The sequence below is a fragment of the Marinoscillum pacificum genome (assembly GCF_024714495.1).
Classification (GTDB): domain Bacteria; phylum Bacteroidota; class Bacteroidia; order Cytophagales; family Cyclobacteriaceae; genus Marinoscillum; species Marinoscillum pacificum.
Window position 1 is genome coordinate 327941 of the sequence record NZ_JAMZMJ010000004.1, and the last position, 25787, is coordinate 353727.

Genomic DNA, 25787 nt, shown 5'->3' on the forward strand with positions numbered 1-25787 from the left:
TTAGTTTTATTTACAAGTTTTTCTTTCTACCCCTCTCGATAATTATCGGGACTAAAGGGAAAGAAGAGAAAATCAATTTGATTTACCCCTGACCCTAGAGGATGTCAAATTGATTATTTGCTTGACAAAGAATAACTAACTACTTCTTAATCAACTTCCTTACTGATACGCCATCTGTATTTCGGATCTCCATCAGATAGATGCTCTCTTTCAGATTTTCTACATTTAGCTCAATCTCATCGATAAATGTTCTCTCGGTGATCACTGTTCCCTTCAGGTCTATGATGCGCACTGAAGCTTCACCAGATACCTGTACGTTTACAAACTTTGTGGCAGGGTTCGGGTAGATGGAAAGTTTGATTTGGTCTTCCACGCCAAGAACATTTTCCACAGACAAAGTCACTCCTTCATCGCTCACTAATGCTGTTACTGTCAGTTTAGAATTCTCTTCATCAAAAGTGATCGTGGATGCTGCAAGATTCACTGGCACACCATCTATATTAACCACTAATTGATAATCTCCGTCAGGAATTCCCTTAATTTCAAACGCTCCATTATCATCTGTAATTACTTCTGTCATAATTTGCTGATCAGAAATCCTAATTAAAAAGACTGATACACCTACAAGTGGGGTTCCTTCAAGTATCCTTCCCAGAACAACTCTCCCACCACCTAGATCAGATGATATCGCTACACCACTTAAGCTATTAGGACCAGTCAAGAAGTTTGACACTTCTCTTTTTTGCATTTTGATGTTCTGACCAGACTGATTGCCAGAGTGCTTAGTAGAAGCAGAGGATGTAACTGTATTACCCAGGTAAGTTTGGTAATAAGTATCTGCAGCCGATGGCTTAACTGACACTACATATTCTGCGGCTAATATCTCAGCATAGAATGTTCCTGATTCAGAAAGTGTAATGATCTCAGGATCGGTATTTTGATCTATTCTCAGTCTAACCTCACCAGCTGTAAATACAGCATCATTTTCATCCACCACTGATCCTTCAATATAAATAATCGGATCTTGTTCTTTAGACCAGGCATGAATAGGATACCCCGTCTCTTCATCCATCTGCCAGATATCACCCGTTCCGTTGGTCGACTCACCTGTGAAATCCCAACCTGCAGCAATAAGCGTTTTAAGGGTTTTCAAATCCGCAGTGCTCTTACCAACACCACCTGCATTTCCACCGTCTGTTGTGCCACTTGCCTCTGTGTCCCAAAAACTATTCGAAATTGATATTGTGTTAAATTCTGCAACATTGGTTCCGAAACCATAAGGGGTTTGGCCAATATTGAAGCTGTTTTTCACACTGTTTCCAGAACCGTTATTAACAGCAAACACTCCTATAGCGGCATTTCCTTTGTTATAGCAATTTTCGATTTTGCAGTCGTACGTTATAAAGGCAGTTATTCCTCCAGATCTAGACTCAATTGAGGCGGTAGGGTTAAGGTTTCCAGCATTAAAACACTCACTAACCGTACTATTAGTTATCGCTCCAACAATACCTCCAATAGCCGTGGATTTATTAGGTATATTTACATGGCTTGAGGATTGGTGAATAGTGCCAGTCCAGGCTTCACCAATTATCCCTCCGACCCATGAAGAAGTGTTATTGTGTTCAATGATTCCAGAAACATGGCAGTTCTTAACGGACGCTGCTACTCCTTCATCACCTAAATAACCCGCCAATCCACCTATCCATGTTGTGCTGGCATTCATTATGGTAATATTCTCCAGAGTGAGATTCATAATATCTCCTATAACCCAGGCAAAAACTCCGTTAGAATAGGATTGGTTGCCGTACATTTCGATATTTGCTATTTTATGCCTGTCTCCGTCGTACGTTCCAAGGAATTTACCAATCTGTTTAAACCCATACCCATTGTTGTAATAATCTCCACCCTCCTGAAAATCTGCAGGTTCAAAAACGATATCGGCTGTCTGTATGAAATGCTTGTTCCAGTCAGCTGATTTTTGGGCTAGTACCTGTAGGTCTTCTTTAATAGAAATTCGGTAAGGGTTCCCTGCACTACCGTCTCCTCCGCCATATTCATAATCGATATCTACAGTGACCTCAATGCGCTCACTGGCACAAGTACCAGAAACAGCCGCTACCCAATAGGTATAGGTGCCAGGTCTCAAGGCAGGAGCATATGGACTGCCCTCAAATAGTACTTCTTCTGAAATACTGGTCTCATACCATCTCACGACAGCCTCCTCTCCCACTGTAGCTACTAATGCTACATCATTCGGGTCAGTATAAACGTACTCTGTCTGATTCATGGTAAGGGTAGGGGGTTGAGGATTTTCCTGCCATACGAAAATCGGAGAACCATTGCCACACCCGTTATCCATCTGCCAGATATCGGTGAAATCCCAATCAGTAAATGATGCTTGATCTTTCATTTCGGCAGTAGTCAATCCTTCTCCAACCTCACTTTCGGTGACACCACTAAGCTCTACATCCCAGAATGAATTCACAACAGTCCCATTATATGAGATTGGATAGACGGTTGTCTCACTTCCGATGAATTGCACCGCTGCATAGGAGTTGGTAACAGTGGTGGTGGCTATTGCTAAACCAGCCAAAAACGAAGTGCCTTCAATAGTTCCTCTTGCATAACTATTGTGAATACTAACAGAGCCACCCTCAGCGGTACTAGCAAGTCCACCAGCAGCAATACCACTTTTTACAGTACCTACGAAATATGAATGGCTAATGGAACTTACTCCCACACCCAAACCTACCAGTCCACCAGCAGCCTGATCAGCTGAAACTGATCCTCTGTAGAAAACAGAGTCTAAGGTAGCTTCTTCAACCACAGCTACTATGCCGCCAGCAAACGAACCACCTATCACTTCAGCATTAATCAATCCTAGATTTTTGATCACTCCATTTTTAACATAGCCAAACATTCCAGAAAGTGCTCCTTCTGTTTGATCCACTTTTAAGCCACTTATCGTATGACCTCCACCATCGTAAGTTGCAGTGAATGGATTATCCAAAGATCCAACTGGCTGGAAAACATATGAATCAAAATCTGATGTCTCGAAGACTATGTCTGCGTCTTGTTTAAAATTTGAAGACCAAAGTCCAGGGTTCTCACTTACCAATAAAAACTCTGCTTTATTGCTGATTAAATAAGGTTCTGCCTCCGTTCCGGATCCTTCTATACATGCTGATAATACAGTTGCTATTACCTCTACTCTATCTGTACTGCATTGGCCATTAGTAGCCTCTGCCCAATAGGATGTGGTCTCATTAATTGATACTTCGAAGGTAGCTCCTGTACTTAATAGAGTTCCATCTGCTTCAGAATCATACCAACTAATCTCTCCTGTCGTACTTGTAGCCACAAGTGTAAAACTTAACGATCCACCTGTTTCATCACATTGAGGCTCGGGATTAGAAACCGTAATTTCCGGCTGAGCCAAATTTTCCTGCCATGCCAGAATTGGGAAGCCATTGTTAACACAGCCATTGTCCATCTGCCAGGTATTAGAGAAATCCCAGTTGGAGAATGAAGTCTGATCTTGCATTTCAGCAGTTGTGAGGCCAATACCTCCATCGCTAATGGTTAAACCACTTGTTTCAGTATTCCAGTAGGAACTTGAAACAGTCCCAGTAGAAAGTGATCCTATCAACCCTCCCAGAGTACCTGACCCGCTAACGTTCATTGTAGAATAAGACTTTTCTATATAACCTCCATTTGAGGCTACAAGTCCACCAAAGGCAGCTCCATCACCTATGAGAGTACCGGAAGTATAACAATTATAAATTGACCCCAGATTATAATCTACCAAACCTCCAGCATGTCCATTGCCAGATGAAGGTTCTAAATTTATTGTACCAATTACCGCGCAATTTCTAATTGTTGCTCCTTCTCCATTAGTGTTTACCAAACCTCCTGCCTCATAATAGCCATCAATGTCTACATCAACTAAATAGACATTAGCAATTAAAGAATTAGCAGTTTTTCCAAACATAGTATTTTGCATTCCTATGATCTTAAACCCATCACCATCATAGGTTCCTGAAAAAACCTCCTCATATCCACCTATCCATCTCATAAATTGAGTCATTTCTATATCAGCAGACTGCACGAAATGTTTATCCCAGTCACCGCTATGTTCGCTCAAGAATATTAAATCTGCCTCAGTTGCTATAAGGAATGGATTCTCTTCATATCCATCGCCATAATTTCCTTCAGCGTCTGGACTGTATAAGTACTGTACCGTTACGGTGACCTCTTGTCTGGCAGAAGAGCAATCATCATTCGAAGCAGAGACCCAATAGGAGGTAACTCCATAATCAATACCTGTCGGCACGAAGGGACTTCCTGTTGATAGTGCCTCACTTGCATCTTCCGAAGCAAACCAACTGATGGTTGATCCTTCATTAGCAGTAGTTACAAGAGAAACCTCTTCTGGAGTGTCAAAGGTGAATGCCGACTCTACAGTAATAATTGGTATCTCTGGGTTTGCCTGCCATGCGAGAATAGGAAATCCATTATTCGCACACCCATTGTCCATCTGCCATGTATCTGTGAAATCCCAACCTGTGAAAGAGGCCTGATCCTGCATTTCAGAAGTGGTTAAGCCCGAGATACCTGAACCACCGCCAAGACCAACAGCATTTGTATGCCCACTTGTTTCCGTGTTCCAGAAGGCACTTGTAAAAGCGGTATACTCAACTTCTGCAATCATACCGCTTGCTGCTCCTTCATATTCCGATTCTACAAATCCCGCCGAAAAGGAGTTTGATACTTGCCCATCTAGAGCGTTACCAATAAATCCGCCAATAGTATAATTACCAGAAACATCACTTGTAGAATAACAGTTGATTATGGTTCTTGAATTAGCCCCTGCAAAACCGCCCAAGTGTTCATATGCTGAAACTGACCCTGTTACAAAACATCTACTAATAGTACCATTATTATAACCGACAAAACCTCCAGCATAATAGTGGCCATCTTTTATATTCACATTAACAAGGCCTAAATCTTGCACAGAACCACTGGAGTTAATGTTCCCAAAGAACCCAATATAGTCCTGGTCTGGCCGGTCTATGACAAGTCCGGTAATGGTATGTCCACTTCCATCATAGCTACCAGAAAAACTAATATCATCATTCCCAATTGGGCTAAATCCCAGGCCATCATTGTAAAAATCCCCACCTTCCTCAAAATCCGGAACGTCAAACTCCATATCAGCTGTCTGCTTAAAGTGTAAGGCCCATTCTGAGCTGTTCTCACTTAGGTCTTTTAAGTCTGCTTTGGTAGTTAATAGGAATGGGCTAGCTGCCGTACCAGCTCCACCAGAGTATTCAAATACTACGTCAGTTACAGTGATTGACACCACCAATGTAGTAATGTTACCACCGTCATCTTCCGCGATTACCTCTATTTCATAAACATTGTCGGCATTTGCATCAAGTGCCGTTTCGAAATCCGGAGCATCAGTGAAGCTGATCTGATTTTCGTTCATCAGACTGAACAAAGCTTCGTCACGATCAGTACCGAGACTAAACGTAACGGATGTTTCATTAGTCTCTGCCGTATAAGCATCTGCCATGCTATTTTCCGCGAAATTAATCGCAGAAGCAGAAGTAAATTCCGCTGCTGGATCTACTACATTAATGGTAATTGTCTCTGCATCTGAGGTGAGCTCTCCATCACTTACAGTAAGCGTCAATGTATAGCTTGGAGTTACCTCTGAATCCAGACTGGTATTGTCAGCTACTGTGATCTCACCAGTAGTTCCATTGATCGCAAAAACACCATCACTATTACCAGCAGTTATTGTCCAGCTACTAAATGTTGTTTCTTCGTTCACATCAGTGACAAGAACCGTTCCTACGCTTGTATTATTGGCGGCATTTTCAGACACATCAAAACTCTGATTTGCTGTAATGACCGGAACTACATTTGGTGTACTATATTTAAATATTCTTACATGGCCTGCATCGGCACCACCACCATCATTAATAGGGCTACCAGCTCCTACAATCGACCCATCTTCGGAAATAGCCAAGGCTGTTCCAAAAACGTTGAACTCTGCTTCACCTTCCAGGCTAACACCTACTTTTTCCCAATTAGTGCTATATGACCAAATTTCCGCACGGCCGTTTTGATTATCATTTGTTACATACCCTGGTGCTCCAATAATGACATGACTCCCATCACCAGAAATATCTAAGTAGTTACCAAATTGATCCAGCTCAAGTGATGATTTAATCGTATCACCCAGTACTTCCCAGCTCGTGCTATACTCGTATACAATCACTAACCCAAAATAAGGGCCAGGTGAGAAGATCAGATCTTGCGGTGCACCAACCCCCAAGCGAGTTCCATCATTCGATAAGCTAACTGATGTTCCTAAATTAAAATAATCTTTACCTACAAATTCATCAGATACACTCCAGACACCTGTATTGCGATTAAAAATTCGAACCCTTCCTTCGTTCTCAAAACCAGTAGTATAAATTGGTGAACCAATAGCTACGATGGTATCTCCGTTTGCAACAGCCAAGCTGACCGACATACCACTTGTTTCATAGTCGGTATCGCCATCCAAATCTGCTCCTACCTGCCCCCAGGCAGAAGTTTTCCATTTGTATACTCTGGAAGTCCCTGCAGCAGAAGCACTTCCATCAGCACCTGGCACTCCTATGGCTAATACATTTCCATCCGAAGAAAGACTTACTGATTGCCCAAAATTCTCCTGGGCAGCCTGAGCATTAATTGTAGATCCTTTCTGTAGCCAACCATTAGTCTCATCATATGTATAGATATTAACATATCCAGCTACAGAATTTGATCCAAATGTACCATCGGCTGTGCGAGCCCCAACTGCCAGGGTTGTTCCATCAGCACTTAAACTTACTGACGATCCAAATGAATCACCTGCCTGACTACCAGATAAGGTTGACCCTAGTTGTTCCCAGGAAGATCCATTATATTGATACACTTTGACTAATCCCTGCAGGGAATTAGCACTAGCTGCACCTACTGCCACGATCGATCCATCTGTAGACATGGCCATGGCATTGCCAAGTCCATCGCCCATACTCCCATCAATATCAGAACCAAGCTGATTCCAGGCGGGTTGAGCTATAATAGCCATAGATACTAAGGAGAGTACTACAGCCAAATAAATTTTTATTGACTTCATATTTGTAGTTGAATTTAGGTTCTTGTCAAATGCTCTTTTGTGACAGAGCTTCTCGAAAAGGTCTAATGTTTTCAAGGTTGTCAAGAAATGAAATGGAACAATTTTGTAATCTTTCACTTTCATATATCAGGCGGATTTAATGTCTCGGAAATCTAGTGGAGAAGTAAGGTCATCATCAAAAAAATGTTGTGAACGACACGTTTTTGTATGAGTTTGACATAGCCATTCGACGAAACGGCATGTTAATTGGACTAAAATCTGGAGATAGAAAGTCTGACAGATGTAACGCTTATTATCATGATAAAAGGCTAACAGCTTCATAAATCACCATCACTTCACTAAATTTCCGAATTCATTTCAACCACATGAGAACCAAAGAGAGCTATCGAATACTGATTGTAGATGACGAAGCATCCATCGCTGAGATGTGTTCTTCTATGCTATCTGACCTGGGTTATGAAGTAGTCGGAATTGCTCATACTTATGCATCAGCAATCTCACAAATGGAATCTCAGCAAATCGATTTGGTGATTCTGGATATTGATCTGAAGGAAGAAAAAAACGGCATTGACTTAGCGATTTACATCAAAGAACACTTTGATCTTAAATTCCTGTTTCTCACTTCCTTTGCTGATATAGACACGGTTAAAAAAGCAGCCAAAACGGTCCCGGAAGCTTATCTTATTAAGCCATTTACTGAAGAGGATTTATTCACTACGATTGAAGTTATTCGAAGCAAAAAAGAAATTGACTACACGATTCAAATTAACACCGGTATCGAAGTGATCAAAGTTGCTGCCAATGATGTGGCTCTGGTAAAATCAGACAATAACTACCTGGAAGTTTATGTGAACCAGAAGAAGCACCTTATTAGAAGCTCTCTAGAATCATTTTTGAAGGAAAACAACTATTCCAACTTTGTCAGAATTCACCGTTCATATGTGGTGAATTTGTTGAAGGTGAGCTCTTTTAGCAGACAACACGTAATCGTAGGAGATATCAAATGCCCCATTTCCAGGTCTTACAAGCAAGAACTATTTCAGCGATTTGCTTAATCAAGCGGTAGTTTAATAGTAATGCTAGTACCTATTCCAGGTGTACTGTCTATGTTAATCTCACCTTTGTTCAAAAGCACAAAATCATGAGCCAGTTTCAAGCCTAAACCAGTGCCTTTTTCACCTTTGGTTCCTGTGGTTTGTTTTTTTTCTGTGATTTCGAAAATAGTTTCAAGTTTATCCTCCGTGATCCCGATTCCTGAATCTTTCACCTTTACATAGACGAATTGTTCTTCAGCCGATGTTTGTACGGATACAGAGCCACCTTCGTAAGTAAATTTGAGTGCATTACTGATGAGGTTTCTAAGGACGATTTCCATACTTCCTTTGTCAATGTTCACCTGAAGGTCTTCCGAAATTGAGGCATTGTAAATCAGATCAATGTTCTTATCAATGGCCTGTGGTTGATATAATTCAACAATGTTTTCTACAATCTCATCAAGGTATTGAGATTCCAAAACCACTTTTTTACTATTAGAGTCTATCAACCCCCAGTCGAGCACATTGTCCAGCAATTCATTAAAGTTATGATACAAGTTATCAAATTCAGAAAAAGCCTTACTCGTCTCTTCATCTTTAATAGCCAGCTTTCGCTTGATATTAAACACTGTAGCAAATAGTTTGGTGAGCGGTGAGCGAAGATCATGTCCTACTACCGAGTAAAATTTGCTCTTCAGGTCATTGAGCTTTTCTAATTCAAAAGCCTGAATCTCTATTTCTTCTTTTTGTTTCTTGAGATCAGCCGTACGACTGGCTACCGTATCTTCAAGCATCTTTTTCTGACGTAAGAGGCTTTGAGTACGCCAATAAGTGTAACTGTATCCAATTAAAATGATCAACGCTACATACAAGGAATAAGCCCACCAGGTTTGATACCAGGGTGGAAGTATGGAAAATTGTAGTGTAGCCTCTTCACTCCATAGTTGACTTTTGCCTCTTGCTCGTACTCTAAAAGTATAATCCCCGGGTGGTATATTTCGATAGTCGACTTTGGAATCGACAATAGGGCTACTCCATTCATTTTCGAATCCATCCAGAACAAAACTATATTCAAGGTCGAAAGGAGATTGCCAATCTATAGCGGTAAAATGGAATGTCAAGTGATTGTTTTCGGCAGTTAACTCCGCATTAATTGGGTAGTTTTCAAACCGCTGAACACTGTCATAATGAATCCCAATGTCTTCATTTTTTTCTGACTTTTGATAATCAATCATCTTTCCGTTAATATCCAACTGTCGTAAGAATACATTGGGTATATGCTGTGGCTTTTGATGAGTGTTTAGGTCAACCATTGTTAGGCTCTTACCACTACCCAGCCACAGCTGGTTTTTGTGATCCAGACAAATACTATTGGTTAGAAAATCAATTCCTTTAAGGCCATCCCCTTGTTGATAATAAATGATTTTGTACATCCCATCTGGGGACTTTGGAATAAACTCATTCAGTCCTTTTTCTGAGGTTGCCCAGATATGGTGGTTATGATCTTCCACAATAGACCAGTTGACATCTGAAGACAGGCCCTCCGAAGTAGTATACTGTATAAACTCTATTCCATCAAACCGAAACACTCCACTTCCTCGTGTTGCAATCCAAATGTTACCGCTATGATCCAATGTTAAATCAATAATATCACCAACATCAAAGCCTTCGTTGGCACTATATCTCGTGAAAACCTCTCCATTAAATTTGGTAAGGCCATTATCTGTCCCAAACCACAAATCACCTTTCTTGTCCTGAATTATAGCATTGACAATATCATCACTCAGTCCGTCCTCGGTAGTAAACTGAAGAAACCGCTCGCCATCAAACCACAAAACTCCCGCTCCATCGGTACCTAACCAGAGACCTCCATGTTCATCTTCTTGAATAGCTTGTATGCTATTACTTGGGAGTCCATGACTTTCATTGTAATTAACAAAGTTCTCGCCATCGAACTTGCTTAATCCACTGAAACTAGTTCCAAACCACAGATTGCCATGGCTATCCTCAATAATAGAAGCTATAGAATTACCCGCCAACCCATCTTTTTCTGTGAAGTGAATCAAAAGTTGACCATCATATTTATTAACCCCTCCACCGTCTGTACCAAACCATAGATTCCCATGGCGGTCTTCAGCAATGGCATATACATAGCTATTGGATAACCCTTCCTCTTCACTAAGATGAGAAAAACTGTTAGGAGCCAAAACACTTACTCCTCCGCCATTGGTGCCAAACCAAAGCTTACCACTGTTATCCACAAAAGAGGCATAAACATCTGCATACAAACCTTCTCTTTCCTGATAGGTAATAAAACGATCACCTGTATATTGATTAGCACCGCCTCCATCTGTATTGAACCACAGCACTCCATTATCATCTTCTACAATCGATCTTACCACATCATGACTTAGTCCTTCTTGGGTAGTGTATTGCACAAAAGACTCACCATCAAACCTATTGACTCCACCACCGTCCGTTCCAAACCATAAATTGCCGTTACTATCTTCAAAAATCGAGATCACCGAGCGGTGACTTAGCCCATTATTGACGGTGTACTGTTCAAACAATGTACCATCAAAACTGATCACCCCATTTTCTGTCCCCAACCATATGACACCATTGCGGTCTTCTAATAGAGCATTGACTGTTTCATCCAATAACCCTTCATTTGAGGTATAGTGCATAAAGGAACTCCCATCATATTTAGTCAGTCCTGCTAAACTTCCAAACCAGATATTCCCCTGACTATCTTCGGTTATTGACTTAATCTCATCATTGAGCAAACCTGTTTCTTCGCTGTATCGAATAAATCGCTTGCCATCATACTTGATAATTCCTCCAAAAGTCCCAAACCAAAGGGTACCGTCAGAGGCCAGTAAAGAACACCATACGGTTAAAAAACCATCTTTCTGCGTATAGTGCGTAAAATTGACTCCATCATACCTACTTACTCCTTCCAGGTGACCAAACCACAACGCACCATCTTTGTCTTCTATTATCGACAAAACATAAGAAGATGCCATTCCCTGATCTACATCTAAATACTGAATGTTACTAGTGGAACGATCTTTAAACCTTGGTCTAGAGCCAGGAGTACTTGGCATTGGAGGGAAATCCATATCAGCACCAACTAAAAGCATCCAGGATCCTGTGGGTATTGTATCTCCAAGAGAGTTGATCACAAAATGAGTAGCAGGGTCTTCTACCGCCGTAATAAATGTGGATTTAAGCAGTGAATCACTATCTATGATATGACGTGTAAGATGCTCTGGTATCTTATGAATATTGGGGTGAGCCTCTTTCTTACTTGACTCCTGCGGGGTTTGAATGCTATTGACTTTTGGACTGGAAAGAACAGTACCGATGGGCTCTTTGCTAAGACTATCTTGCCTTGGGACTATAGAGAACCGATTTGGATATGGGTACTCCATATTTTCAGCAGGGAAGTCCACTGCCTTTTTCTGTTGACATGAACCAGCCAATAATAGTGCTAACAGGCCATTAATGAGAATAATATACAATGCCGACTGACTTATGCGCAAGATCGATGGTGGTTGTTGACGTGAACAAATATCTATAATTTCTCTTGTTCTTATTTAGATCAGGTCTAGTTCATTGACCATGAACAGCTGCTTGAGAATTGGTTTCAACCGATTTAGATAGTTAGTCATTATATTTACCCCGTCAAAAGACTGTTTTATAACTTTCAATATCACTTCCAACCCACTTGACCCGATTGAAGTTAATTACAGGAATTCTTCTCTGCGTTGGCCTACATTGCTCTGTCCAATCAACTCTGCAATGGAAAAAACTTCCAGAACCTTCTAAAACCAGAGCATTTGTAAGACATGGAACCGCCAGTATTGACACCATTGCCTCTGCAAAACCTCCTACGAAAATTCAGACAGATTACCTGGGGTCACCGTTTCAGTTTAAGTGTGTAATCAAACCAAAACACATTCCCACAACCTATGAAAAGCACCCTCTTGAAAAAAGAGAACGAGTAGCCACTATTGGAGGCATGCTGTTCAAGGATCAATCTACTGCCAACATTAAGTATTTGGATAAAGCTCACGGCCTACCTAGTAATCAGGTATTAGCATTGGCCAAAGGTAGTGATGGACGCATGTATTTTGGTACAGAAGAGTCTTTAGTCATTTACAATGGTCAAGAACTAGAAATTTATAGTGGAGCTAAAGACCACCCATTCCACAACATCAGAAGCCTTTTTTTTGATCATCAGGAACGCTTATGGATTAGTACCGATGCTTTTACTGGGTACATCCAGGATGGCCATCTATACCTTCCAGAATCTCAAATTTTTGGCCCTACTCATCTCAAAGGGTTCAATGAATGCAAAAAAACCGGAGAAGTTTTCATTTTCACTCGATACAACGGTCTTTTTGTCCTTAGAAATGACAGCCTCCTCCACTTCCGAGACCAGCTACCAGTTTTAGCTGTAAGTGCCACCATCAGAGACTCAGAGAATCGGCTATGGTTGGTCTATAGTCACGATGGCATCTCATACATACAAAATGACAGCCTCTATCACTATGACAGACCTGGAGTTTTCAATACTCCACGGTCAGTATATGAATATGAACAGGAAATTTATTTTGGTCAGTTTACCGGGTATTTAATGAAGTTCCGCAATGATTCACTTTTTTCCGTCAAATGGGACAACACAGAGCAACATCGTATTTTCTACATAGAAGGCAACGAACATGGTTTATGGCTCGCCGATTACAGTAAAGGAGTAGTGCTAATCAAGAATAACCAGGAAGCTTTACAAGTAACAGCACGTCAAGGATTAGTAAATAATGCATCTTATGCCATATTAAAAGATGATTTTAACAACCTCTGGGTAGGAGATGCACTTGATGGTGTATCGCGTATAGATGAATACCTCTTTAGTAATAGCGACAAACCCATAGTTGGCTTGATAAAAAATGCCATATCGGATAGCGAAAACACCTGGTACCTGACCAATAGTGGCATATACAGAGAACACCAAGACCAACTGATTGCTTACAATGGAATCGGTAAATATTGTCTAGATGGTCTCATAGAAAATGAAGATGATATTTGGTTATCTAATGCCGATCAAGGACTGACTCTTCTCCAGTCAAATGACATCACTTATTATACTATTAATGAAAACCTAAGTGAAGACTCCACCATTTACTTTATTCAAAAAGACAACTTAGGCAATATTTGGGGGCAAGATCTGGCTGATAGGTTGATTTGCTTTTCTGATGGTTACTTTCTGAACTACTCAAATACAGCAGATTTCAAAAACTACCGATTCAAATCATTGACAACTTCCGCTAGTGGGATCGTGCTTGCACTAACAGTAGCTAATGGAGTTATTGCAATTAAAAATAATCAATACCAGCACATTAATGCCAATAACTTACTGTCAGGCAACTTGGTTGACTTTGTGTTTGAGGATTCTCAAGGTAGACAGTGGTTTTGTCAACCTGGTTTTATCGAAATGATTGATAAAACCGGTAATAAGGTAAAACTGGAAAACCCAACCCTTAAAAATAATACAGTAAAAGACATCCTGGAAATAGGAGCCAATAGGTACTTATTGATGACAAAAAATGGTGTCATTTGGCTAGAAGGAGATCAGGATTATGAAGCTAAATTATACGGTAATGAGTATGGCATTAACGTATTGGACAATGAAAACCTAAACATTGATCATCATGGTGAAATCTTTCTCCTGGGAGGCAATCAGTTGATGACATTTAATCCTGAATTTCGAAACCTGGAGCGCCACAACCCAAAACTTAGTCTCAATAGGCTGCTTATAAATGACAGTACCATTTCCAATCCACATGATTTAGAAGTAGCACAACAGAACAACCTCAGATACATATTCAATGTCATCAACTGGGGTCGAAATGCTGCATTGTATTACAAACTAGAGCGCGAGGGACAACCAAGTAGTGCCAAATGGAATACGCTTACAGGCACCAACATCCCATTTAATGAACTCACACATGGCCAATATGAACTGAGTGTATACGCCATGGATGGAAATCAACAGAGCAACATTTGGAAAACCCATTTCACCATCACACCCTATTGGTATCAAACCACCTGGTTCCTTCTATTTATTTTCTTGTCCTTCTCCGGACTCATCATTGGGTATTTCTTATTTAAACAGCGGAAGACCATCCAAGACAAAAAGAAACTGGAAGCGCAGGTTGCGGAAAGAACCGAAGAGCTCGTATATGAAAAGGAGCGAGTATTAAGGCAGCTTGAGGAAAAGGAAGTACTTCGACAGGAAGTACACCACCGGGTAAAAAACAACTTAACATTCTTAAAGAGTTTACTCTTCTTACGATCGCGGGCATCCTCTAGTGAAGAAGTGAAAATCATACTAGATGAATGTCAGGCAAGAATTCAAACCATGGCCTTAGTCCATCAAAACTTATATGACGTTGATGATACTGTCGACATTAATTTCTCAAGCTTTATCAAAGAATTGTTCGTTGAGTTGCATACCCTGTTCGAAACCAACAAATCTGTTGGTATCCAAATAGAGGCTGGCGATATCAAAATGGACATGAAGTCGTCGATTTTCATCGGTTTGATTTTCAATGAGTTGATCACCAACTCGTTCAAATATGCCTTTAGCTATATCGAAAAGCCCGTAATTTACGTACATGTATCAGAATCTGATTCCCAGACATTCCTCGAATATTGGGACAATGGGCAAGGACTTACTGAAGGATTCGATATCACTAAAACGAAAGGGTTTGGCTTCAAAATAATGAATATCTTAGTGCAGCAGACAGATGCCACTTTAGAGTATAAAGGACAAAAATTCTTATTAACTATACCCAAAAACCGATGAGTTTCAATATTCTGATCGTCGAGGATGAGCTGATGATTGCAGAGATGATCAAAGAAATGCTCAGTGAATTGGATTACCAGGTGTTAGGTGTGGCCAAAAACTATAAAGAAGCTACTGCCAGCTTGGAATCTAAACGAGATGTTATTGACCTCATTGTATTAGACATAAATCTCAATGATCATAAAAATGGAATAGATATAGGTTCTCTAATTAAAGAGAAATATCAAATTCCGTTTGTCTATTTAACGTCATATTCGGATCCACAAACTATACGTGCTGCAGCATCTACCGAACCTGCAGCATATCTATTGAAACCTTTTACTGTTGGGGATCTTCATGCCACAGTTGAAGTGATAAAAGCCAGAAAAGCTGTTTCCGCTAAATCAATTATGATCAAGGAAAACGATCTAAATGTCAAGTTAGAAGTAGCTGATATCTCTTATGTGAAATCGGACAATAACTACCTGGAAATTTTCACATCTCGTAAGAAGCATCTTACTCGAAATTCACTAGAGAAATTCCTGGAGGATGTTGAAGAATCCAACATTATCAGAGTGCACCGCTCATTCGCTATTAACATTTCCAAAATTCAAGCGGTAAATGGTCAGTATTTAATGATCGATGATCAAAAGATACCCATCTCCAGAAAGCATAAATCAGAACTGATGGATATGCTCGAACAAATCTGACCAACACCTGATAACCAACATCCCTTTTTTCCGTCCTATTTGGTTTTCAAGCAGTTGAAAAAACCAACCAACTGGCCAGCCTTAACCAAACCGTTAGAAAGTATTCAGCAGTTATTTCTGGCGTTTTTTAAACTTTTTAGTCTGTAGAATACACTTATTCATCGAATCGCTATGTCAAACTCATACAAAATCGTGTCGTTCACAACATTTTTTTGATTTTCAGTGACATCCGCACCAATTTTTCTCAATTAAATGCAATGCGCTTCGTCTAGTTGATAGGATTTTCAAGAAAATGGCAGTTGTCTAACACCAATCAAATCGATATGGTGATAGAAAGCTCAAATTAGAAAATCCCATTTCAACGAGAAAAAGTATGGACTGATCTAGCAAATCAATTTTGATCGGCCTTTAACCTGCATTTTAATAGATTAAATCGACCTGTACTGACCACTATTGATTGTTTAGTACTGATATAAAGTAAGACATATGATGCCCGCAATGCACCGCCAAAGAACCACAATCAGTAGCCATTGTCTAATTAGACCTTGCGCCACACCGTATATCAACCAACATTCACCTTAGGATTCAAGTCCTAAATACAACCATCAAAACTGATAAGAATCCAGAGATAACAGTTATCAAAGGACGATTACAAAAACCTACGGATGCAAAGCATCCATCTTAAAAATTTAATTCAAACAAGATCTTATATAAAGATGAAAAAAATCACGCTAACACTATTTGCTTTAACATTTATCTGCCAATTCGCCTTCAGTCAAATCTTAACAAAAGGCTTTTCTTTCCAAGGATATGCAATAGACGGAGATGATCGTGCTATTGCCTCCACAAACGTCACCGTAAAATTCACTGTATACAGTTCTTCTCAGAATTATGCTGAAGAGCACGCCTTGACCACTGACCCATACGGTATATTTAGCGCTATCGTAGGCGAAGGCTCGAAACTGAGCGCTGAATCAAATCTAAATTTTGAGGAACTAAAATTTAACTATTATGACTTCAAACTAAAGGTTGAAGTAAAAAAGACATCTGGAGGAACATACGCTACCATCAGCGATAAAACCTTAAATGCAGTTCCTTATGCTCAATCTGCATCTAACGGTGTTCCGGTGGGTACCATTATGGCGTTTGCTGGACCTGCGACTAAAGTTCCAAACGGTTGGTTATTGTGCGATGGATCAACAATAAATTCCTCTACAGACATTGAATACGCACCATTGTTTGATGCAATTGGCACCGCTTGGGGAGGAACAGGAGCAGGCAGTTTCAATATTCCTGATCTTAGAGGACAGTTTTTAAGAGGTCTAAATGAAACCACTTCTGGCACAGATGCCAACCGTACTCTGGGTTCTTCTCAAGGAGGAGCTATCCAATCACATAGTCACACTGCATCGTCAGGCAATGCAGGTATTCATGATCATGGAATCGGAAAAACTGGAAATCAAAGGACCGGAAATGGAACAATCGGCGTAATGAGGATCGATGGAAGCTTTACAGCAAATTCTACGGATGATGATTTATCCTATGGAGCAGCCAACCTCGAAAAAATGTATGAATTCCCAACTGCAACGAATACCGCTCATGGCCAACACTCACATACTGTAACTGTGAATTCTACTGGTAGTTCTGAAACTCGTCCTGTCAACAAAGCTGTTAACTACATCATCAAATACTAATCACTCCTGACTATGAAGTTTCCGAAACTACTGTCAGGATGGAAACAGTTTTCCTTACTGGCATGTGTTGGGTGCTTAGTGCATCTGACCTCCTATGCCCAAACGGTATCGCCACCACAGGCGATTGGTTATACCAGTGGTCAATCAGTTCAAGTGAATGACACCCTGAGTGTCTCCTATTTTGGTGGCTCTATTTTTAAAGACACCAGTAATACAGCCTTTATTGATGGAACCGTCATAACGGGCTTCCCGTATATTTTACGGTTTGCACCAAATGCCTTTGATGAAGATCTCTTTGTATCCAAAGGGTATTATCCCGAATATGTCCAGCTGAGCTGGGAACTGATTCGTTTTCAGGATGAAGTGAGCTATTTCAGGATCTACAGAAAATTACTGTCAGAAGCTGATACGGAATACACTCAAGTAGCTACCGTTTCTACAGATGCTACCTCCTGGCGTGATGAGTTCGCTGAAGCTGGAGTGATGTATGAATACAAATTGAAAGCGGAAGGTCTTTACGCTTTTGAGGAGAACTTCAAAAACACACTCGAAGGTGTTGGATTCAGATTGCCATCAGGGAGTGTTTCCGGACGTGTAACCTTCGTAGACGAAGGCGGAGCACCAGTAGAAGGAGTAACCATTATCGCTGAAACAGATGATTCGTTCAACTCTACGAGTGTTTTATTAAATGGTACAAGTTCATATCTAGGAATATCTCCTGAGACTGATCATGCTGATTTTAAATTCGAAGAGGAGTTTACCTTTCAGGCCTGGGTAAAACCAGATGCTACTGCTAACTATCCCGCTACGATTTTTCAGAAAGGAAATCAGTACAAAATCACTCATACAGCAAGTGGTCAGGTTACTTTTGCGGTAGAAAATGCGGCGAATTCCATAACGCTGAATTTCACTGAGAAAGCTGGAGAGTTCTTCAATATTTCTGCTGTAAGAACTGCTGATGACTCCTTGAAACTCTATGTGATGTATGAGGATGATGAAATCTTCAAAACTTCCAGTTTAATCGCAGGATTAACAACTACACCAAACAACAATGAAGTATTCATAGGGCAGTCTGAAGGCGGCAGCAACTTCTTCAAAGGACATCTAGATGAAATTCGCATCTGGAAAAAAGCCAGAACGGATGCTCAAATCAGAGTGAAAACCTTCCAAATCATCTCTGGGACGGAAACAGGATTGTCTGCCTATTACAGATTGAACGAAGCCACTGGTGACTATTTTTATGATTTGTCCAGACAAGGGTTCAACTTTCATGAACAGCACGGCAGTGTGTTCAACATCACCTGGTCTACGGAAGTACCTACAGCTACTCAGCTAGCAGTAAAAGGGATCACAGATTCGAATGGTAACTATTTAGTGTCCGGCATACCTTATACTTCTGATGGGTCACTATACACACTGACTCCTGCATTTGGTACGCACAAGTTCTCACCTACTCAGGCTAGTAGATTTATTGGCCCTGGATCCTCTACTTTCAGTGGTGTGAATTTCGTAGACAAATCCTCCTTTTCTGTCACAGGCTACGTTTTTTATTCCAATACCAAATTTCCGGTTAGTGGCGTTCAGATCGCCGTGGATGGAGTAGCAGCAATTGCTTCTGGTGGATCACCAGTAGTAACTGATGGTAACGGCTTCTTCAGTTTAGAGGTACCAATAGGAGAACACCGTTTACAATTAGTAAAGAATGGTCACGTATTTGAAGGAGATGGTTATTTCCCATCACCAGATACCTTTTTTGATTTCCAAACTGACTTTAACATTGACCCTTCTTTCTTTAGAGATTCTACACTCATAAAAGTGATTGGGAAAGTGGTAGGTGGCCCAGTAGAAGGTGAAAAACCTACAGGTTTAGGACAATCTGTGAACAATATAGGTAATGCCTCCTTTGCACTAGAGCCACAGAAACCATATGACTTGAAAGAACAAGCAGCTGATAGTTCTGGAGTATGGGCCATGCAATATGTACACGAAGGTGATACGGTAGAATATGAAACAACCGCTACTACTGGATATGAAATATTAAATACGTACAACTCTCGTAGGATCACCATTGAGGCAGATTCCAAAACTGGTGAGTTCACAGCATATCTCTTACCAGAACGATACAGCCTTAAGAGTTTAGAAGCAGGAGACTATATATCAAGTGATTTTGGAAATCTGGTTGGTGCAACCTGGGACCTAACCAATGTATTCTCTCTTAAAACTGAAATAGATTCTGCTTATTTAGATCCTTCTGATCCGGAAGCCGGATATGCATATGATAGTATTCAGTATAATTTCATGCAAAATTTAGTTCTTCGAGTAAACCCTACGGTTTCTGTTACATCCAAAGACTCATCTGTTCCTCGTTTCTGGGATGATGTAGTAACTGTAGGTGAATCAGAAATCAGCGTGGTAAGTGGTGATGACTATGGTGATTGGAATACCGCTGCGCCTATTTTCACTCAGCGCAAAAAGTATGAAGTTCTAGTTTCCGTATTTGAAGAATATGTAAACGTAGACAATTCTAATGCCTCAGATCAGGTACCAGTAGTTGACGGAGAAGTTCAAATTCAAAACGCACTAGCCAATAAAAGCGCTAGAAGAACCTTCTCATTGGACGAAAACGGAGAAGTGCTCTATGATTTCTTAGGTGGTATTCCGAATACCGCGTCTGCTGGAGCTGATAGTTATATGAAGACATTCTCATTGACTGTATATAGCGGAAAAGGAGGAGCAATTACAACAGAATGGCTACCTGGGGGCTCAACCTTCAAAGGTTATGTGCTTGGGGGTAAACCAGTTGGTAACAACTTCGTGACTTCTGGGCCAAATGTGGTTTCCATGATATTGCGTGATCCACATGGATCCAATAGTTACTCGTATTACGAAACGGGAACAACAAATACCACTGAAATGTCGCTTGCTGCATCAAGTAAAGAAGCTTCTTCTTTAAAAGGGACTGTTCAAATGGGTGCCAAAGTAACCGTAAACACTGGGGTACCAGGGGCTACCGTTCAAAATGAAGTGAAAATTGAGGCTAATGAAAGTATCGGACTTGAGCAGTCGCTTGAATGGGCAGATAACAATACAGTGACTCACTCTGTGACGAATACCCAGCGTTGGAGTACCAGCGATAGCCCTGATTTTGTTGGATCAAATGGGGATGTATTTATTGGGAATGCTACCAACATCGTTTACGGGAACAGTCTTTTCATCGAGTTAATCGAAGAAAGCGCCTGGGACGGAACAGAAGTAGATCCTATGATTAGTTTTGGAGGCACCAATTACAAAATTGGTCAGCAAAATGCCTTGAGAATGAATCCAGAGTTTTCTACCGCATTCCAATACACTCAAAATCACATTGAAGGCTTTTTATTACCAGATCTGAAATTCTTAAGAAATGAATACTTAAAGTCTGCGGTAATAAGCGGGACTTATTCAACTTCTTTAAGTCCTACAGATTCTGGCTATGGTGAAGCTAACACGACAGAAACACGATCTTCAACAGGTATCACTGGAGATTCCTACAGCATTACCTATCCTGCTGGATATGGACCTGGCACTGATGATGAATTTGTAGACAGTGTTGCATATTACAACAATCAAATTCAGAGTTGGAAAAACATTTTAGCGAGAAACGAGCGAGAAAAACTGGAGTCAACTGTAATCACTAACTACTCTTACGATGCAGGTGTCGTTTTCGAAAGTTCAGCAACAGTTGAGGAATCTAAAGTAAGAACTGAAACCTTTGAATTCAGTGTAAGCCCAAATATTGCCAGATCGGCTGGTATTGAGGTAAATGGTGTAGGAGCAAAAGTTGAGTTCTCTATGTCTTTTGAACATAGAGAAACAGAAAGTTCAACTACTGGTAATATTACTACTCAAACTTTCGGATATGTTTTATCTGACTCAGATGAAGGAGATTATTACAGTATGGATGTACGCGATCCTGGATCCAGAACAGGACCAGTATTCAAAGTTAGAGGTGGGCAAAGTATGTGTCCATATGTAGGTGAAGAGCAAACTAAATACTATACACCAGGCGCTACTTTATCAGAAGCTACTCTTCAACGAGAGGTGCCGCAGCTATTAGTAGAAAATGCGATCATTTCTGATGTGTTAGAAGGAAAATCCGCCAATTTTAAACTTAGCTTAAGCAACGTATCTGACTCTGGAGACCCTGCGTGGTACCAGCTTTCAATAGATGAGTCTAGTGTATCAGGAGGATTGGTAGAAATAGATGGTGCGTCCTTAAAAGATGGTAGAGTATTCTTTATTCCTGCAGGATCTACATTGAAGAAGACTTTATCTATCAGCCAGGTTGATCCGAACATTACAGAATTTGAAGATGTGACGGTGATTCTACACTCATTGTGTCAGTTTGATCCTACATCTCCATGGCCAACTATTGCGGATTCTGTTTCGGTTACGGCAAGATTCCAACCAGCTTGTTCTGATGTTGAAATCACTTCGCCTGATGATCTTTGGTTGGTCAATACCAGTCAGATTGTGTACAGTGGAAATGATATCTCTTCTATTCCAATTACTGTTGGATTAGCTGGATATGACTTGACACATTCATCTTTCGAAACGATTGCCGTTCAGTACAAAGCCACTTCATCTTCGCAGTGGTTGACGGACATGGTTTACTATGTGGATGCAACACAATTCAATGCTGCTCCAGAACCGAAGACTTTTGTGAACAACTTAGCCAACCTGAGCTATATTCTGGAAACAAAGGATCTTCCGGACAGAACTTATGATGTCCGATTGAAGACGACTTGTTCTGATGGAACAGAGAACTTCTCAGAAACCAGGTCAGGTATCAAAGATGTGAAACGTCCACTTCAGTTTGGTACTCCACAGCCAGGTGACGGCATTCTTTCACCAGGTGAAGACATCATGTTGACATTGGATGAGGACATTGAAGCAGGAATACTGACATTGTTCAACTTCTCTGTAAAAGGCGTTCTTAATGGCCAGCCAATCGATCACAACTCTGTGTTGTTCTTCGACGGAATTGATGACAATGCGACTGTAGTAGAGGGGGTGAAATTGACTGACAAGTCATTCACTATCGAATTCTGGACAGAAAAACTAACTGATAATACCAATGGTGTGATTTACTCACAAGGTGATATTGAGTTAGGGTTCAACAGTTCTAACAACTTCTATGCGAAGCTTGGTACTTCTACATTCACAACTACCGATACCTATACCTCCTCTGATAATTGGATGCACTGGGCTGTAGTTTATGATTATACGGATAAGGAAGTTGCATTCTACATGAATGACGAGATTGCTCTTAACAAAACCACAGTTTCAGGTGATTTTGAAGGTTCAGGTAGAGTTTACTTTGGACAATCTAAAGCTGGCTCAAACTTCTATCATGGTTACGTTCATGATGTACGAGTTTGGGAAGCTTCTAAAGGTCAGGGAGCTATCGTTGCCAACATGAGCACTACGCTTCGTGGAGATGAAGTAGGGTTGTCAGGCTTATGGCCGATGAATGAAGCTCGTTCCTTAACGGCATACGATTTATCCAGAAACCACAATGCCGTACTGAACGGTGCTGACTGGAGAGTATTCCCTGTGGGTTATGCTTGGCCATTTGATGGGACAAATACTGTTTCATTGCCTTCAGGAACACTTCCTATTTCTAATTCCATGGACATGACCTTCGAGTTTTGGATGAAAGCTTCCGCTCAGTCTAATACAGTAATGTTCTCCAATGGACGTGGAAATGGCGATGATTCTACACCTCCATTTGCAAACATCTGGGTAGTAGGAGCGAATGCTAATGGCAAGCTCTACGTGCAGAATAATGGTGTCAATTTGGTGGTTACTCCTGATGTATTCGACAACAACTGGCACCATGTGGCAGTTGTATTGAAGCGCATCGCAAATACCACCGTTTATGTGGATGGCAATCAGGCAGCATTTACTTCTAGTAGCAATGTTGGTGGATTTACCGGAGCACAGTTTGCACTTGGTGCACGTCAGTTCTACTCTGGAGGTACGTACTCATACGATCGTCACTTTACTGGGCGAATCGACGAATTCAGACTTTGGAAATTAGCTCGTACAAAAGAGCAATTGGAACTGGATAGAAATGCTGCATTGAAAGGTGATGAAATAGGTTTAATGGCTTACCTGCCATTTGATGACTATGACATCAATCAGATTTTACAGCCTTCTTTAGCATCTAACACACCTGAAGATGATCTCACTGCTACTGCAAGTAGTGGATCGGCAGATAATAGTGATGTTCCGAATCTAAAAGAGCCAAGACCTGTACAAAATGTTGGCTTCAACTGGGTTGTTAATGAGGATCAAATCATTCTTAACTTAACGGATGATCCATCTGTGATTGAGAAAACAGTTCTTGAAATCACTGTTCAGAATATAGAAGACCTTAATCAAAACAGGTTGGCATCTCCTATTACCTGGACGGCATACGTGAACAAGAATACGGTTCTTTGGGATGAGCAAGTGGTTAATCTTGAGAAGTTGCTTTACGAAGAGCTTACTTTCTCAGTGGACATTCTCAACCTGGGAGGTACTGAGCAGACTTACGAGATCTCTAATATTCCTAGCTGGCTAGACATTGATCAACCTACAGGTAACCTGCTTCCAAACAGCAGTAAAACACTCAGGTTTACGGTGAAGGAAGCTACCAATATTGGTGAGTACGAACATTCCTTGTATTTGAGCTCTGACTTTGGCTTCCAGGAGAAGTTTGATATCAATTTGAGAGTGTATCAAGAAGCTCCAGACTGGGCTGTTGATCCTGAGTCTTTCGAATATGGCATGAGTGTAATTGGTGTCTTGGATGTGAATGGCATCATGTCTACGGATCCAAATGACATGATCGCGGCTCATTACGGAGGAGAAATCAGAGGTGTTGCCAACTTGGAGTATGTAGCTGCTTATGACAAATACATCTTCTTCATGGATGTGTATTCTAATAAGTCAAATGGTGAGACGCTTGATTTCAAAGTTTGGAATGCAGACGAAGGAAAGATTCATGTGAATGTATCTCCACAATTGGATTTCTTGAATAACAATGTGGTTGGTAGTCCTTCAAGTCCTCAAGTATTTACCGTAAGAGATGAAATATTGGTGACTTATAACATGAAGCAAGGTTGGAACTGGATTTCATTCAATGTAACAGCCGTCAACATGGTGAATTCCAATCAAATCTTCGGAGGATTGACCCTCACAGAAGGTGATTTGATAAAGACGATTGACAAGTTTGATCAGTATGGAATGGAAACCGGATGGATTGGTGAAGTGACCAATCAGGGAGGTCTTGATGTGTACACTGGATACAAAATGAAGTTGGGCGCAGCTCAATCATTCAACATTTCAGGAACACAGGTTAAGGTGGATACTGTGGAAATTCCACTAGTTACTGGTTGGAACTGGATAGGTTATCCTTCTTCGCTAAACATGGAGGTAAACACTGCCCTGGGCAACATGAACTTTACCAACAATGACTTCATCAAAGGACAAAATGGATTTGCCTTGTATGATGATAAGCTGGGTTGGATTGGTAGTTTGGAGTTCATGGTTCCTACCAAAGGTTATATGCTCCAAGTAGCTAGCCCTGGAACATTGACATTCCCTGATCCTGCATTGCTGAGAACAGACAATAATGTGACCTCAGAGCCTATTTCAGCTCCAGAGGGATGGAACGTTGACGTTTACAATTTTGCTAAATCCATGTCGATTGTTGCTCAAGTCAACCTTTGTGAAAGTTCAAGTAGAGCCGGAGATTATCTGGGAGTATTTGTAAATGGAGAGTGCAGAGGCTACACACCAATCTATGAAAATGCTGATTTAGATAATGGACTGTTCTTCCTTACTGCACACGCAGAAACCAATGAAGAGACACTTGAATTCAAATATTTCAGCGCTGATTTAGGAGAAGCGTTTGCGTTGGATCGCAAGGAAGTATTTGTGTCGGATGCACTTAAAGGAACGGTAAATGAGCCAATCAGTTTAACCATGACTGATGAGAAGGCTTGTGCTCGAATACTTGCAGCTCAGCTTGAAAAAGCCGGAGTAAGCATCTATCCGAATCCATTTGAGTCTGGTTTGAACATTCAGCTAAATGCGAATGCATCACTACCGCTTAAACTTCAGTTCACTGACCTGGCTGGTAGACTTGTAGATGAAGCAACCGTGACTTCTAAAAAATATGTTTGGGATGGTCGCTCAAGTACCGGAGCTCTATTGCCTGATGGCATTTATATGGTCCTTCTGGACAATGGTGTAGAGCAATTCCGATTCAGAGTAATTAAAGAGACCAAATAACCG

7 protein-coding genes are annotated in these 25787 nt (G+C 40.8%); 5 read left to right on the forward strand and 2 right to left on the reverse strand.

The window, feature by feature from the left end; all coding sequences use genetic code 11:
- Positions 1–139: 139 nt before the first annotated feature.
- A complete protein-coding gene (locus NXS00_RS12650) occupies positions 140–7177 on the reverse strand; it encodes an Ig-like domain-containing protein (protein WP_258099569.1) in 7038 nt (2345 codons plus the stop codon).
- 365 nt (positions 7178–7542) lie between these two features.
- Here NXS00_RS12650 and NXS00_RS12655 point away from each other — a divergent pair, with 365 nt between their 5' ends.
- The gene (locus tag NXS00_RS12655) at positions 7543–8232 is read left to right on the forward strand and encodes a LytR/AlgR family response regulator transcription factor (protein WP_258099570.1); all 690 of its coding nucleotides are present in this window, start codon (positions 7543–7545) and stop codon (positions 8230–8232) included.
- On the opposite strand, the gene NXS00_RS12660 is transcribed toward NXS00_RS12655, so the two are convergent.
- The gene (locus NXS00_RS12660; RefSeq protein WP_258099571.1) at positions 8229–11756 is read right to left on the reverse strand and encodes a sensor histidine kinase; all 3528 of its coding nucleotides are present in this window, start codon (positions 11754–11756) and stop codon (positions 8229–8231) included. The genes NXS00_RS12655 and NXS00_RS12660 overlap by 4 nt on opposite strands.
- Positions 11757–11950: 194 nt before the next feature.
- Here NXS00_RS12660 and NXS00_RS12665 point away from each other — a divergent pair, with 194 nt between their 5' ends.
- The 4 genes from NXS00_RS12665 (at position 11951) to NXS00_RS12680 (ending at position 25784) form a co-directional block, all read left to right on the forward strand.
- Entirely contained in the window at positions 11951–15082 is a 3132-nt protein-coding gene (locus tag NXS00_RS12665; protein WP_258099572.1) for a histidine kinase dimerization/phosphoacceptor domain -containing protein, read from the forward strand.
- The gene (locus NXS00_RS12670) at positions 15079–15771 is read left to right on the forward strand and encodes a LytR/AlgR family response regulator transcription factor (protein WP_258099573.1); all 693 of its coding nucleotides are present in this window, start codon (positions 15079–15081) and stop codon (positions 15769–15771) included. The genes NXS00_RS12665 and NXS00_RS12670 overlap by 4 nt, the downstream gene beginning before the upstream one ends.
- Positions 15772–16487: 716 nt before the next feature.
- A complete protein-coding gene (locus NXS00_RS12675) occupies positions 16488–17465 on the forward strand; it encodes a tail fiber protein (protein WP_258099574.1) in 978 nt (325 codons plus the stop codon).
- Between the two features lie 12 nt (positions 17466–17477).
- Positions 17478–25784 carry a LamG-like jellyroll fold domain-containing protein gene (locus NXS00_RS12680; RefSeq protein WP_258099575.1) on the forward strand — a complete coding sequence of 2769 codons (8307 nt, stop codon included), beginning with the start codon at positions 17478–17480 and terminating at the stop codon, positions 25782–25784.
- Positions 25785–25787: the final 3 nt, after the last annotated feature.